This window comes from Paraburkholderia fungorum (assembly GCF_900099835.1).
Taxonomy (GTDB): domain Bacteria; phylum Pseudomonadota; class Gammaproteobacteria; order Burkholderiales; family Burkholderiaceae; genus Paraburkholderia; species Paraburkholderia fungorum_A.
This window is the reverse complement of record NZ_FNKP01000001.1, coordinates 2,416,572-2,431,067: the sequence shown is the minus strand read 5'-3', so window position 1 is coordinate 2,431,067 and position 14,496 is coordinate 2,416,572. Positions and strand designations below refer to the sequence as shown.

Genomic DNA, 14,496 nt, shown 5'->3' with positions numbered 1-14,496 from the left:
TTGAGCGATGAACGTGTGCGGCGTGTGTAATGCATGCGTATTGCGGGTCCGTTGATTGCCGTCATGCGCCAGGGCTGTGGCGCGTACGGTTGCCAGCGGACTTGCCGGAGCTTCCCGGTGTGCTGCTGCGGCCGGGCGAAGCGAGCGTCTGCAGGAAAACGAGCAGATCGTTCATGTCTTCGCCGGTGCCATGTGGCGCGACGCCCAGTTCTTCGGCTGGTGCGTTTTGCCGGTTGAGCCAGAAAGTGGTGAAGCCGAACCACGTCGCGCCCGCCACGTCCCATCCATTCGACGACACGAAGACAAGTTCGCGCGGCTGCGCGCCGAACGCCTGCGTGCCGAGGGAATACGCGGCCGGCGAGGGCTTGTAGGCGCGCACGGTGTCGACGGAAAGAACGTGGTCGAACAGGCCGTTCATGCCCGCGCTTTTCACGGCGATGTCGAGCATTTGCGGATTGCCGTTCGAAAGGATCGCGAGATTGAGGCGATGAACTTTTTCGCCTGACGCAGAAGCTTTTTTGCTGCTGGATTGAGCGCTTGCCGTCGCATTGACACCCGCATCGCGCAGCGCGCGCAGCGCCGGCACTGCATCAGGAAACGCGGACAGGCACGCGTATTCGTCCATCAGACGTTTCTCGGCCGCGCGCCCCAGCGTCAGCTGGATTTTTTTCGCGGCGAAACGCAGTGCATCGAGCGTGATGTCCCAGAACGGACGGTAATGCGCGCCAGGTGCGTCCGATGGAGCGGCCAGCGTGCGCAGTTGCGTGTATTCGATCTGCTTCTGACGCCACAAATACGACAGCGCGTCGCCGTGTGTGGGGAACAGCTGCTCCGCGGCAGCGATCACCGAATGCACGTCGAAAAGCGTGCCGTATGCGTCGAAAATCACTGCTTTAGGGGGAAGTGTCGTTATGGCCGACATTGCCGTGCACTCCAGTCAGAGGTCAGGATGAATTGTATTAGTGATGATTGACGTTAAAAAAGAGGCTAAACATCACTTGATCTTTTACTTTTATCCACCTAATCTTGCCCGCTTCGAACCTTCACTCTCCCCATCTCGTTCATGGACCGATTCAAGCAGATCGAGACTTTCGTCACCGTCGCGGCCAAGGGCAGTCTGTCTGCGGCGGCCATGGCGGAGGGCGTCGCGCCCGCGATCATCGGCCGCCGTATCGACGCACTGGAAGAGCGCCTCGGCGTCAAACTGCTGGTGCGCACAACCCGCAAGATCACGCTGACGTTCGAAGGCTCGGCGTTTCTCGAAGACTGCCAGCGCGTCATTCACGACATGCAGAACGCCGAAGCCAGTGTGTCGGCGGGTGGCGTAAAAGCGAGCGGCCATTTGAGGCTGTCCGCCCCGGCGGGTTTTGGCCGCCGGCACGTCGCACCGCTGGTCCCGGCTTTCACGGTCGCGCATCCCGACGTATCGATCACGCTCGACCTGTCCGACCGCCTGGTCGATCTGGTCAACGAAGGTTTTGATTGCGCAGTGCGTCTTGGCGAGTTGCCGGATTCGTCGCTGGTGTCGCTCCGGCTCGGCGAAAACCGGCGCGTGTGCGTGGCGTCGCCCGCGTATCTGAGCCGACGCGGTGCGCCGCACAACCTCGCCGATCTCGCGCATCACAATTGCCTCGCGCTCGGCGCGAGCGCCAACCAGCAACGCGGCTGGATGTTCCAGCAGGGCGACAAGGTCGTGTCGATCAAGGTGTCCGGCACGATGGAATGTTCGGACGGCGCGGTGCTGCACGAGTGGTGTCTCGAAGGCCACGGTCTTGCCTGGCGCTCGTGGTGGGAGGTTGGCGCGGAGATCGCAGCGGGGCGGCTCGTCACGGTGCTCGACGAATTCGCTGCGCCGCCGATCGGCATCCACGCGGTGTTCCCGCAGCGTCGCCATTTGCCGTTGCGGGTGCGGCTGTTTCTGGATTTTCTCAAGCATACGTATAGCCATCCCGGTTACTGGGGCTAAACGTCGAACGGGTTGTCGACCCGGGGTTTCCGATATGCGGACAGACCCTTCAAGCTCTCCAAACCTGTACTTGTGCGAACTACAATCGTTTGAGCGGCTGGCACGCCAGTCCACATTCGATGCTGAGCGCAGGTGCGCACGCCCGCTCGTGCATAGCCGGCGACGGAGGGCCTTATGTTCACGCACATCCTGGTTCCGACCGATGGTTCCGAGCTGTCGCGCAAGGCGATAAACGGCGCGATCGATCTGGCGCAGGCCGTCGGCGCGCGCGTCACGGCTTACGCGTGCCTGCCTCAATATCCGTATTCGCCTTTCTCCGACGTGGTGGTCGAACCGCCGTCCGAGTTCCTGCAACGCAGCGAGCGCGAGGCGCGGGTGCATCTGCGGGAAGTGGAAATGGCGGGGCGGCGGGTAGGCGTGGTTGTCGAGAGTCACACCAGCGTGCATCCCGCGCCTTATCTCGGGATTATCGAAGCGGCGGAGCGGGGTGGCTGCGACGTCATTTTCATGGCTTCGCACGGGCGGCGCGGATTGGGCAGCCTGCTGATCGGCAGCGAAACGCAACGCGTGCTCACACATACGAAGATCCCAGTGATCGTGTATCGCTGAGCGGCATCATGAAAAAACGCGGCGGATTTTAAGTCCGCCGCGTCCCTGATTAACCGGCGCGATCCGCTGTGCCGGTTCTTTCTCCGCTGCTGCGATTTTTTCTACCGGATTCCGGCCGCCGGGTCGATTGTCCGCAAAACAGATTGCGCACATCGATTCCAGCGGCACGGCTCCTCCCTGTGACGGCGGCTCTCTGACGGAGCCGCTTTTTCGTCTTCTGCGTCGTCGTTCGCTCAGGCCACGGGGCCGGTTGCGGCCAGTTACGCGACTTTCTTGTCGAAGAACTGTTCGTCTTCCGTCGAGCCGTGCAGCGCGGTCGTCGATGCTTCGCGTTCGACCGTTTGCGTCACGGCGTCGAAGTAGCCGGTGCCGACTTCGCGTTGATGCTTGACCGCGGTGAAACCCTTGTCCGCAGCCGCGAATTCGGCTTGCTGCATTTCGACGAAGGCTGTCATCTGGTTGCGGGCATAACCGTGCGCCAGGTTGAACATCGAGTAGTTCAGCGCGTGGAAACCGGCCAGCGTGATGAACTGGAACTTGTAGCCCATCGCGCCGAGTTCTCGCTGGAACTTGGCGATCGTCGCGTCGTCCAGATTCTTCTTCCAGTTAAACGACGGCGAGCAGTTGTACGACAGCAGTTGATCCGGGAATTCCTTGTGGATCGCGTCGGCGAATTTCTTCGCGAACTCGAGGTCCGGCTTGCCGGTTTCGCACCAGATCATGTCGGCGTACGGCGCGTAGGCGAGACCCCGCGAAATGGCCTGCTCGATGCCCGGCTTCGTGCGATAGAAACCTTCCACCGTGCGCTCGCCGGTCAGGAACGGCTTGTCGTTATCGTCGATGTCGGACGTGACGAGGTCGGCGGCTTCCGCGTCGGTGCGGGCCAGCAGCACGGTCGGCGTACCGGAGACGTCAGCGGCCAGGCGCGCGGCCGTCAGCTTGGCGATGTTTTCACGCGTCGGCACGAGCACCTTGCCGCCCATGTGACCGCATTTCTTCACCGAAGCGAGTTGGTCTTCGAAGTGGACGCCCGCAGCGCCGGCTTCAATCATGGCTTTCATCAGTTCGAACGCGTTCAGCACGCCGCCGAAACCGGCTTCCGCGTCGGCGACGATCGGCTGGAAGTAGTCCACGTAGCCTTCGTCGCCCGGATTCTTGCCTTCCGACCACTGGATCTGGTCGGCGCGCGTCAGCGTGTTGTTGATGCGCTTGACGACGAGCGGCACCGAGTTCGCCGGATACAGCGACTGGTCCGGGTACATTTCACCGGCGACGTTCGCGTCACCCGCCACCTGCCAGCCCGACAGATAGATCGCCTTGAGGCCGGCCTTCACCTGCTGCATCGCCTGATTGCCGGTCAGCGCGCCAAGCGAGTTGACGAACGGCTCGCTGTTCACGCTGGCCCACAGCTTTTCCGCGCCGCGCTTCGCGAGCGTGTGCTCGACCTGCACCGAGCCGCGCAGACGGATCACGTCTTCCGCCGAGTAGCTGCGCTTGATGCCCTTCCAGCGCGGATCGGTGTCCCATTGCTGCTGGAGTTGCCTGGCTTGTTCCTGACGGGATGCAGTCATGTTGTTCTCCTTGATTTGCCTGAAATGGATAGGTGACTCGGTAATCTTCGTCGAAGCTGCCGGCCGGTTTGGCGTTTCGTTTCGTGAAGTCTTGTATAAGAGTCTAGGCAAATAGAGGTGTGCGCAATAGTCGCGGGAACGCGCTTTTATAATATTTATTTATGTTTTAAATCAATGGTTTGCGGATATCATTTCGCATTAAGAAACGACTTTTTCCATCTTGCAATAGGTCGTCTTGTGCCGTGCAGCACGATTTTTTACGACGCAAAAAAATTTTCCACATCGTGAAATTTCACGGTTGGCCGGCGCGACGGCGAGTACAGACGAAAAAAAACCGGCGCCTGAGCACCGGTTTCTTCCGACTGACGGACGGCGAAGAGGCCGTCCGGGTCATTTTCTGGCTGATTGCTGTACTGCTACGCAACATGCCGCACGCCGCGAGGGCATGCGTGCCATCTACGTCACTTAGCTGCCGCGACGAGCCGTACGCGGGCCGTCGCTGCGGCGTGCGCCGTAGCCGCCGTCACGCGAACCGCCGTAACCTTCACGCGAACCGCCGCCGAAGCCGCCGCCGCCTTCACGCGAACCGCCGCCAGCCGACTTGCCAGCCCAGCCGCCGCCATTGCCACCGCCGCTACCGCTGCGCGCACCGCCGCCGTTACCAGCCGGCTTGCCCGAACCGCTACCGAAGCGACGGCCACCGCCATTGCCACCGCCCGGACGGCCGCGGCCGCCAAAGCCAGGACGGCCATTACCCGACGGAGCCGACTTGCGCGGCTCGAAGCCTTCAACGACGTTGACCGGCAACGGGGTACGCACGAAACGCTCGATGCGCTTGAGCGCGCCTTGCTCGGCGTGATGCACGAGGCTCACTGCGATACCCGAGCGGCCAGCACGGCCGGTACGGCCGATACGGTGCACGTAGTCTTCAGCGAACTTCGGCAGGTCGTAGTTGAACACGTGCGTGATGCCCGGAATGTCGATACCACGAGCCGCGACGTCCGTTGCGACCAGCACGCGAACGCGACGCTCGCGCAGTGCCTTGATGGTGCGGTTACGCGCGCCTTGCGGCAGATCGCCGTGCAGGGCAGCCGATTCGAAACCGGCGTCGGCAAGACGGCCTGCCAGTTGGTCGGCGTCCATCTTGGTTGCCGTGAAGACGATAGCCTGGTCGAGGCCTTCGTCACGCAGCAGATGGTCGAGCAGACGATCCTTGTGATCGCGGTCGTCAACGTAGTGAACGGTTTGCGCGATGTTGGTACGTTGTTCGAGGCGTTGAACGATCTCGATACGTTCCGGATCTTTCAGCAGACGGCCCGTCAGCGAACCGATCTTGCCGTCGAGCGTGGCCGAGAACAGCATCGTTTGACGGGTAGCCGGCGTAGCGGCGACGATCGTTTCGATGTCTTCGATGAAGCCCATGTCGAGCATGCGGTCAGCTTCGTCGAGCACGAGAATCTGCAGTTGCGACAGGTCGATACGGCCACGTTCGAGGTGGTCGATCAGACGGCCCGGCGTAGCAACCAGGATTTCCGGGTTCTTCGCCAGCAGCATCAGCTGTTGACCGTAAGCGACGCCGCCCAGAATGCTGACGGTGCGCAGGCGCTTGAGGTGCTTGCCGTACGTGGCAGCAGCGGTCGTGACCTGCATCGCGAGTTCGCGGGTCGGCGTCAGAACCAGCATGGTCGGACGTGCAACCGGTTGCGGACGGCGAGTGTTGCGGGCGCCGTCGGCCGGACGCGGCTCGCGCGGCTGGCTGGCTTGCGCCTTTTGCAGTTGCGAGAAACGTTCGATAGCGGGCAGCATGAACGCAGCGGTCTTACCCGAACCAGTCGGGCTCGACACCAGCAGATCGCGGCCGGCGATACCAGCCGGGATAGCGCGTTGCTGAACCGGCGTCGGGTTCTGGTAACCAGCTGCGGTCAGCGCGGAGACGACATCCGCGGAGAGACCAAGCGACGCGAACGTCGGGCCGGTCGGGACTGCGGCTTCAGCGACAACGGCTTCCGGAGCGACAGCAGCGGCTGCTGCTTGTTCGGGAGCGTCGGCGAGACCGAGTGCCTGATCGGCGATGGCGTTCAACGGGCTGGAGGTGTTGCTCGAAGTCATGAGAATCCTTGGTACACAGGGAATTAAAACGTCGGCGCCAATCGGCATACCCAAGTCGTCGGATTCAGCGAGCAAAGAAGCAGCGAGCAAATCGAAAAACGGGGGCAGCTCGCGACAATGAAGGCGAGCTTTTTGTTAGAAGCTGTATCGGATGCGACATGCCAACACGGCGTGCCGCCAGCCTGGGACATGATCGCCCGTAGGGGGCTAGGCAGGAGGGGACAGGTTCTAAACTGGATTGGAGCTAAACGCTACGAGGCGCTGCGCCGCAAAGGCCGCTAAAGAAAGCGGGGCAAAGCAGTGAAGCGCAGGCAGCATTGTATAGGCTTTTGTTGCACTGCGCCACTCTTAGGAGTTTTCTTAACGAAAAAGACATATAGGGTGGCGCGGCGGCTGCCAGCGGGGCGGGTGCCTGGGCGGACAGCTGCGTCAGCTGGTCGCACGCTCGCGGCGGCTGCCGCGGCGAGCGTGCCGGCACTAATCAGGCTTGGGCCTGCTCAGGCTGCGGTACCGCTTTTCAGCGATTCGACGAGTTCGACGTATTGCTGCTTCGCGGCGTCCTGATCGGTGCCCTTGAGGGCGGCCCACGCGTCGTACTTGTATTTGCCGACGATGTCGGTAAAGCCCGGCTTGTCGCCATGCACGTCGCCCTTGGTGGACTGTTTGTAGAGCGCGTACAGGCGCAGCAACGTGAGGTTGCCCGGACGCTCCGGCAATTGCTGGACTTCTTCGTGGGCTTTTGCGAACTGGGTATCGATGTCTGTCATTGTCGTTTTCGCCCGCCGGGCGGGATCGGGTTGGTTGAGATCGGGTTGACGATCATAACAACTGGACGCCGCTGGCGGGCCGAGAGCCTATTCCAAACATCGCCAGACATCGGCCGCCGGGTTTCAACGCGAGGGCGAGCCAAACCACATTTGCACGCGCCGTGCCGATTACAATATCGTCCATGACTCAAACTGTGCTCCTTGCCCTCGATACGTCGACCGAATTCTGTTCGGTGGCGCTTCTGTCCGTCACTGCCGCCAACGCCGACGCTGCCGGCGTGACTTCCGCCGAACCTCGCATCTGGGTTCGTCACGAGCGGACCGGCGCAGTCTCCAGCACGCGCCTGCTGCCCGCCACCCGCGAACTGTTCGACGAAGCCGGCCTTGCCTTGGCCGATTGCGATGCGATCGCTTTCGGTTCCGGTCCCGGCTCGTTTACCGGCTTGCGGACGGCAACGGGTGTCGCTCAGGGCCTCGCGTTCGGCCTGAATCTGCCGGTGGTGCCGGTCAGCACGCTGCTGGCTTGTGCGGAGAGCGCCCGCCTGCGCGATCCGTCCGCGACGCGCGTGCTTGCCGCGCTCGATGCGCGCATGGACGAAATCTATTGGGCCGACTACGAATGGGACGCCACCCAACGCGAATGGCGGACGGTTCAATCGGCCTCCCTCGATGCACCTGACAAGCTGGTATTGCCCGGCGTGCCCTTTACGCTGGCCGGCAACGCGGCGGCGGCTTTCGGCGCGCGTTTGCCGGCGGTCGCCGCCGCGCGAACGGTCGATGCCGAGGCGTTGCCGCATGCGCTGCCGCTCGCGCACGCCGCGCTGCGCGCGTTTCGCGCCGGCCGCACGGTCCCGGCCCATCAGGCGGCGCCCGAGTATGTGCGCGACAAAGTCGCGCAAACCACGGCGGAGCGGATGGCGGACAAAGCCGCCAAGGCTGAACAGGCCGCGCTGGCTGCCGGATCGGTCCAGGAAGCGCCCCAAACTGCACCTCGCGCGCCGGATCACCGTGTACCTCATGAAGCGCCGCAGGCGGCATCTCAAGGGGCATCGCATGTGGCACCGGGCGGCGAGGGCGGGCAATGAGCGGCGTGCTGCTCGCCGACCGCTACATGTCGCCGATGACCGAAGGCGATCTGGACGAGGTCGCGGCCATCGAAAAAATCGCTTATGAGTTTCCGTGGAGCCGCGGCAATTTCGGCGATTCGCTGCGCAACGGCTATTTCGGCGTCTGTCTGCGACACGTCACGGGGAGCCTGATCGGCTATTGCGTGTTGATGCCGGTCGTCGATGAAATGCATCTGCTGAATCTGTGCGTGGCGCCGCATGCGCAGGGGGCGGGCGCGGGGCTTACGCTGCTGCGTGAGGCGGTGCGCATCACGCGCGCGGAAAAACTCGAAGGGCTGCTGCTGGAAGTGCGGCCGTCCAATCATCGGGCGATCCGGCTTTATGAGCGCTTTGGCTTTGCATCGATCGGCCGGCGCAAGAACTACTATCCGGCGCGGCATCGCAGCCGGGAGGACGCCATCGTGATGCGTTTCTCGTTTGCCACGGAGGGCGCAGATGGCGCTGCATGAATCGGTACTGGAAGAGTTCGGGCTGGCCCCGCTGTGGGTGCGTCGCGGGATGGCTGCGCAGCAGGCGGGCGACGAAGCCGGAGAGGGCGCCGTAGCCGCTCAGGTGGCGCAGGCTGACGACGCTGGAGTTGAGCGTGCGGTGACGCAGGCGCCCGGTAACGTGCGGCAGGTGCAAGCTGCCGGGTCGCAGCCGATGCAGCAACCCGCGCAGCGGATTCAGGCTGCGTCCGACATTCAGACGTCCGCTGAGCATCGCACTGTGTCCGGGCGTCCTCTGCCGTCGGAGTCTGAACACCAAGTTGCGCAACCGGTTCAACATTCGCCTGCACCCGAGTCTCAGCCCGCACGCGAATCTCGACCGGAAGCGGAATCCACCCAGGCGCAGCAACAGGTTCAACCCGCAGCACCACGTCAGGCAGTTCCCGAGCCGCAAACCATTCAGCAGCAGCGAGCCGCTTCGCCGTCGCAAACCTCGTCGCAGCCAGCACCGCAATCCCGTTCACCCGAGCCCGAACCGTCATCCTTCGACGCTCCGCCGGACGACGATTTCGCGTGGTTCGACGATCTCCCCGCCCATCCGCAGTCGGAAGCGCGAGCCGAAAAGCCGGCGCTGCCCGCCATCCAGACCCTCGACTGGGATGCGTTGAGCGAGCGTGTCGCAAACTGCCAGCTTTGCCGTCTGTGCGAAAAGCGCACGAACACCGTGTTCGGCGTAGGCGATCGTGGTGCCGACTGGATGCTGATCGGCGAAGCGCCGGGCGAAAACGAGGATCGTCAGGGTGAGCCGTTCGTCGGCCAGGCGGGCAAGCTGCTCGACAGCATGTTGCGTTCGCTGACCCTCGCGCGCGACACCAACGTGTACATCGCAAACGTGATCAAGTGCCGGCCGCCCGGCAACCGCAATCCCGAGCCCGATGAGGTCGCGCGTTGCGAGCCGTATCTGCAACGCCAGGTGTCGCTGGTCAAGCCGAAGCTGATCGTCGCGCTCGGCCGTTTTGCCGCGCAGAGTCTGCTGAAGACCACCGCCAGCATTTCGTCGCTGCGCGGCCGTGTGCACGAGTATGAAGGCGTCCCGGTGATCGTCACTTATCACCCGGCGTATCTGCTGCGCAGTCTGCCCGACAAGGCCAAGGCATGGGCCGACCTGTGTCTCGCCCGCGATACATGGCGCGCAGCGGGCGGCGAAGCGTCGAACCAGTCAGAGTGATGAGCGGCGGCGGGACCAGAACTGAGGCGGCGGGTGTCGATACGCCCGCCACGTCCGCTTATCCGGGCGCGCTGCTTGATACGCTGCTTGCCAGGTTGCGCGATAAGGTCGTACGCGATCTCGCGTGGCTGCTTCTCAGCGCCGACCTGTTGCGTCCGCAACCGCCGACTGGCGCACTCGCGAGTGCATCTGAAACACCCCAGCAACTTCACGCCACCGCCGACTGGCTACGCACTCTCGACGCCGCGCCGCACGCGTTGCATCGCGATCTGGCGGCGACCCGCATGACCCGTCTTGGCCGCTATGCCGAGTGGCTGCTCGGCTGGTTTCTGCAACATGGCCCGGCGGCGCGGCTGATCGCGGCCGGTGTGCCGTTGCGGCGCGCGGGCGTCACGCTCGGCGAATGCGATTTCCTTCTGCAGACGCAACAGGGCGCGCGCTTGCATTGGGAGCTGGCGGTGAAGTGCTATCTGCACGCGGGCGATGCGAATACGCAATCGACGGCCCGTCTGGCGGACTACGTCGGCCCGAATCTGAAAGACCGGTTCGATCTCAAGCTCGCGCATTTGCTGGATCATCAGTTGCCGTTGAGCGCGCGCGAGGAGTTCGCGTCGGTCGGCCATCCAGGGCCGTGGACGCCGCAGATGTTCATCAAAGGCTGGCTGTTCTACCGGCATGGCGAAACGCCGGCAGGTCCGGCTGAACTCGATCCCGCGCATGGTCGTGGCTGGTGGGTCACGCGCAGCGACTGGCCGGATTTTGCCGCGGAGCATGCGCGCAAGTGGCGGCAATTGCCGCGTCTGGAGTGGCTCGCGCCGAGGCGTGTCGAGCTCGATGACCAGAACGAGCCGCAATCAGAAAGTGACGGACCTGCTGCTTCGCGTTACGTCGATGCACAAACCCTCGCCGGGCAGATTCCGCATCATCATGGACCGGCAATGGTCGTCGCCTTTACCGACGACGATGCGGGCAATCTGATCGAGCGCTCGCGCGGTTTTATCGTGCCGGACGAGTGGCCGGAAATGGCGCGGAACTACGCGGCAAAGCCGGGAAAGTGACGTGGGGCCGACCCGCCGCTCACCACCACCGGTAAAAATGATGCACCGGCCCAACACCGTGCCCCACGTCGAGCAGATCGCTGGCCTGTAGCGCGCCGGTCAGATAAACCTTCGCATCCGCCACCGCACTCGCGAGATCGCCGCGTTGCGGAATCAGCGCAGCAATCGCCGACGACAACGTGCAGCCCGTGCCGTGCGTATTCTTCACCGGCACTCGCGGACCGCCGAGGCGCAGCGTGCCGCTGTCCTGCACCAGCCAGTCCGGGCTGTCCGTCGCGCTCAGATGGCCGCCCTTCATCAGCACCGCGCGGGCGCCGAGCGCGCGCAGTGCTTCGCCTTGCTTGACCATGCCGGCTTCGTCGACGGCCGCCTGCACGCCGAGCAGCGCCGCCGCTTCCGGCAGATTCGGCGTCAGCACGTCGGCGAGCGGCAGCAATTCGTCGCGTACCGCCGCGACCGCGTCCGGCAGCAGCAACGCGTGATTGCTCTTCGAAATCATCACCGTATCGAGCACGACGTGCTTCGGTTTATGCCGGCGCAGCGCATCCGCGACCGCACGCGCGATCGGCGCGTTCGCCAGCATGCCGATCTTCACGGCATCGATACGGATATCGTCGAACACGGCGTCGAGTTGCGCGGTAATGAAGTCCGGGTCCGGCGCGTGGATCGCGGTCACGCCGCGCGTGTTCTGCGCGGTCAGTGCAGTAATTACGCTCGCACCGTACGCGCCGAGCGCCGAGAAGGCCTTCAGATCGGCCTGAATGCCAGCGCCGCCGCCCGAATCGGAACCGGCGATCGTCAGCACATTGGGAATCGGTTGGGTCATGGTCAAGCGAGGAGGAAAGAGGGCGCGGGCGCGCGGTGGAGCGCTCGCCCGCCGCAGATCAGTGTCGGTATCAGTGCTTGGCTTCGCCGATCAGCGCGACGGAGTCGAACGCGCGCTGGTTGGCCTGGTGGCGCCGCATCACGAACCACATCATCACGCAGACGAACGTGCCGAACAGCACGATCACCGCCGTGACCGGCACGTCGAGCCACACCAGCACCGCGTACAGGCACAGCATCACCAGCACCGAGAGATTTTCGTTGAAATTCTGCACGGCGATCGAGTGTCCCGCCGACAGCAACACGTGCCCGCGATGCTGGAGCAGCGCGTTCATCGGCACGACAAAGAAGCCCGACAGGCCGCCGACGACCATCAGGAAAATATACGCAAAGATCAGATAGCCCGGCACGTGCATGCGGCCGAAATAGAAGCCCCAGTGCGCGGGGAACAGATCGCGCGTGTAGAACGCCATCAGCATTACGGCGATCCCCATCATGATGCCGACCGGCAACACGGACAGCGACTTCTTCAGCGGTACGCGCGAGGCGGCGAAGATCGCGCCCGCCGCGACGCCGACCGCAACGACTGCCTGCAGGATCGCCGCCTCGGAAAGCGACATGTTCAGCGACACCTCGGCCCACTTCAGCACGATGAATTGCAGCGTCGCGCCCGCGCCCCAGAACAGCGTGGTGACGGCGAGCGAAATCTGGCCCAGCTTGTCGCGCCACAGCACGAGGAAGCAGTCGGCGAAATCGGTGACGAGCTTGATCGGGCCGCGTTCCTGCTTCGGATAACGCGCGCCGGTATCGGGAATTCGCAGATTGAAAAGTGCGGCGATGATATAGATCGCCATGATCACCAGCATCGCCGCCTCGGCGGGCGTGTTGACCGTGGGGATGTGCTGCCGGAGGATCGGCGCGGCAATGTGCGGACTGATCAGCGCTCCGCCGAGCACGGTGCCGAGAATGATCGAGCCGACCGTGGTGCCTTCGATCCAGCCGTTCGCGGCGACCAGCCGGTCAGGCGGTAAAAGCTCGGTGAGAATGCCGTACTTGGCGGGCGAGTACGCGGCCGCGCCGAAACCCACGATACCGTAGGCAATCAGCGGATGAGCGCCGACCAGCATCGTGATGCAGCCGAGCACCTTGATGGTGTTCGTGACGAACATCACGTGGCCCTTCGGACGGGAATCTGCGAAAGCGCCGACGAACGCGGCAAGAACGACGTACGACAGGACGAAGAACAGCTTGAGCAGCGGCGTCATCCAGTTCGGGGCGTGAAGATCTTTCAGCAGTGCGATAGCAGCGATCAGAAGCGCATTGTCGGCCAGCGACGAAAAAAACTGCGCGGCCATGATGGTGTAAAAACCTTTTTTCATCTGATGCGATGCTGTCCTCGCTGCGGTCTGTCTGCCCCGACCGTTTGCAATGCGTGCGGGCCTATGCCGTTCGAAATGGGTTGTGCGCACGGCTTTATATCACGAAAATAGCTGGATTCGGACTAGCAGAATCCTTGATCGCACCGCCCAGCGGGCTGCCGAGCGCTGAAAACGCCCTGTAAGCCGCTGATTCGCAAGCGTCTTTACGAAAAAATATCTCATGCCGCGCCCCCTTTCAGCCACGATTCACACCGCCGCACTCGCCAATAATCTTGCTGTTGCCCGCCGCTACGCGCCGAAATCCAAAATCTGGGCCGTCGTCAAGGCAAACGCGTACGGGCATGGCCTCGCACGCGCGTTTCCCGGCTTGCGCGCAACCGACGGCTTTGGATTGCTCGACCTCGAAGAAGCGGTGAAGTTGCGTGAATTGGGCTGGGCGGGCCCGATTCTTTTGCTTGAAGGCTTCTTTCGTCCGACCGATATCGACGTGATCGACCGCTACAGCCTGACCACCGCGCTGCATTCGGACGAACAGTTGCGCATGCTGGAAATGGCGCGGCTGTCCAAACCCGTCAACATCCAGTTGAAGATGAACACCGGCATGAACCGGCTCGGCTACACGGTCGAGAAATTCCGCTCGGCGTGGGAGCGGGCGCGCGCCTGCCAGGGCGTCGGCCAGATTACGCTGATGACCCATTTTTCCGACGCCGACGGCGAGCGCGGTATCGCGTATCAGATGGAAGCCTTCGAGCGCGGCGCGCAGGGCATTGCGGGCGCGCGCAGCCTGTCCAACTCGGCGGCCACGTTGTGGCACCCGGGCGCGCATTTCGACTGGGTGCGGCCGGGGATCATTTTGTATGGCGCATCGCCGTCGGGCGTGACGGCGGCAGTGGCCGGCACCGGCTTGCAGCCGGCCATGACGCTCACGTCCGAACTGATCGCTGTGCAGACGCTCAGCGAAGGCAGTACGGTCGGCTACGGATCGGCGTTCAAGGCGCGCGGGTCGATGCGGATCGGCGTGGTCGCGTGCGGTTACGCGGACGGCTATCCGCGAGTCGCGCCGGAAGGCACGCCGGTGATCGTCGACGGGGTGCGCACGCGGATCGTCGGGCGCGTTTCGATGGACATGCTCACCGTCGATCTGACGCCGGTTCCGACCGCCAATATTGGCTCGCGCGTGGAGCTTTGGGGCGCCGCGCTGCCGATCGACGATGTCGCGCAGGCGTGCGGCACGATCGGCTATGAATTGATGTGCGCGGTCGCGCCGCGCGTACCGGTGCGCGCGGAGTGACGCGTGCGGGTGCCGGGCCCGTGCTCGACGAGTAAGGAAAGCGTCGGGCCGGGTTTGCACAAAGCGGCGTGGCAGTCGCAAATGCGGCGCGGCGTGTTGCGGTTGCTGCGCGAACTGCGGCGGTGACAGCAGGTTGCG

The 14,496-nt window shown here is 63.6% G+C and carries 14 protein-coding genes; 7 read left to right on the top strand and 7 right to left on the bottom strand.

What is annotated here, in order from left to right; all coding sequences use genetic code 11:
* Nucleotides 1-61 precede the first annotated feature (61 nt).
* Nucleotides 62-922, bottom strand: a complete 861-nt coding sequence (locus BLS41_RS10635; RefSeq protein WP_074764275.1) for a (S)-2-haloacid dehalogenase — start codon at nt 920-922, stop codon at nt 62-64.
* Between the two features lie 141 nt (nt 923-1,063).
* On the opposite strand from BLS41_RS10635, the gene BLS41_RS10630 reads away from it, so the two are divergent.
* Nucleotides 1,064-1,966 carry a LysR family transcriptional regulator gene (locus BLS41_RS10630; RefSeq protein ID WP_074764274.1) on the top strand — a complete coding sequence of 301 codons (903 nt, stop codon included), beginning with the start codon at nt 1,064-1,066 and terminating at the stop codon, nt 1,964-1,966.
* 174 nt (nt 1,967-2,140) lie between these two features.
* On the top strand, nt 2,141-2,575 hold the full coding sequence (locus BLS41_RS10625) for a universal stress protein (RefSeq protein WP_074764273.1): 435 nt from the start codon (nt 2,141-2,143) through the stop codon (nt 2,573-2,575).
* 6 nt (nt 2,576-2,581) lie between these two features.
* On the opposite strand, the gene BLS41_RS38990 is transcribed toward BLS41_RS10625, so the two are convergent.
* The 4 genes from BLS41_RS38990 to BLS41_RS10610 form a co-directional block, all read right to left on the bottom strand.
* Entirely contained in the window at nt 2,582-2,743 is a 162-nt protein-coding gene (locus BLS41_RS38990) for a hypothetical protein (RefSeq protein ID WP_171910219.1), read from the bottom strand.
* Between the two features lie 92 nt (nt 2,744-2,835).
* Complete coding sequence (gene aceA, locus BLS41_RS10620) at nt 2,836-4,146, bottom strand: isocitrate lyase (protein ID WP_074764272.1); 1,311 nt, start codon at nt 4,144-4,146, stop codon at nt 2,836-2,838.
* Between the two features lie 465 nt (nt 4,147-4,611).
* Nucleotides 4,612-6,255: a DEAD/DEAH box helicase gene (locus tag BLS41_RS10615; protein ID WP_074764271.1), complete on the bottom strand. Its 1,644-nt coding sequence runs from the start codon at nt 6,253-6,255 to the stop codon at nt 4,612-4,614.
* Between the two features lie 497 nt (nt 6,256-6,752).
* Entirely contained in the window at nt 6,753-7,022 is a 270-nt protein-coding gene (locus BLS41_RS10610; RefSeq protein ID WP_074764270.1) for an acyl-CoA-binding protein, read from the bottom strand.
* Between the two features lie 182 nt (nt 7,023-7,204).
* Here BLS41_RS10610 and tsaB point away from each other — a divergent pair, with 182 nt between their 5' ends.
* The 4 genes from tsaB to BLS41_RS10590 are packed head-to-tail and all read left to right on the top strand — an operon-like array spanning nt 7,205 to nt 10,863.
* Nucleotides 7,205-8,107: a tRNA (adenosine(37)-N6)-threonylcarbamoyltransferase complex dimerization subunit type 1 TsaB gene (tsaB, locus tag BLS41_RS10605; protein WP_083379956.1), complete on the top strand. Its 903-nt coding sequence runs from the start codon at nt 7,205-7,207 to the stop codon at nt 8,105-8,107.
* Nucleotides 8,104-8,598 (top strand): ribosomal protein S18-alanine N-acetyltransferase, encoded by a 495-nt coding sequence (gene rimI / locus BLS41_RS10600; RefSeq protein WP_074764269.1) that lies wholly within the window; start codon nt 8,104-8,106, stop codon nt 8,596-8,598. Before tsaB ends, rimI begins: the two co-directional genes overlap by 4 nt.
* Entirely contained in the window at nt 8,585-9,805 is a 1,221-nt protein-coding gene (locus BLS41_RS10595; RefSeq protein WP_074764268.1) for a uracil-DNA glycosylase, read from the top strand. Before rimI ends, BLS41_RS10595 begins: the two co-directional genes overlap by 14 nt.
* Entirely contained in the window at nt 9,805-10,863 is a 1,059-nt protein-coding gene (locus tag BLS41_RS10590) for a DUF1853 family protein (protein ID WP_074764267.1), read from the top strand. The genes BLS41_RS10595 and BLS41_RS10590 overlap by 1 nt, the downstream gene beginning before the upstream one ends.
* Before the next feature lie 19 nt (nt 10,864-10,882).
* Here the strand turns inward: BLS41_RS10590 and thiD are convergent, their stop codons facing one another.
* Nucleotides 10,883-11,689 (bottom strand): bifunctional hydroxymethylpyrimidine kinase/phosphomethylpyrimidine kinase, encoded by an 807-nt coding sequence (thiD, locus tag BLS41_RS10585; protein ID WP_074764266.1) that lies wholly within the window; start codon nt 11,687-11,689, stop codon nt 10,883-10,885.
* A gap of 70 nt (nt 11,690-11,759) precedes the next feature.
* Nucleotides 11,760-13,067 carry a lysophospholipid transporter LplT gene (gene lplT, locus BLS41_RS10580; RefSeq protein ID WP_074764265.1) on the bottom strand — a complete coding sequence of 436 codons (1,308 nt, stop codon included), beginning with the start codon at nt 13,065-13,067 and terminating at the stop codon, nt 11,760-11,762.
* A gap of 220 nt (nt 13,068-13,287) precedes the next feature.
* Between lplT and alr the strand changes: the two genes are divergently transcribed.
* Nucleotides 13,288-14,358 (top strand): alanine racemase, encoded by a 1,071-nt coding sequence (gene alr / locus BLS41_RS10575; protein WP_074764264.1) that lies wholly within the window; start codon nt 13,288-13,290, stop codon nt 14,356-14,358.
* Nucleotides 14,359-14,496: the final 138 nt, after the last annotated feature.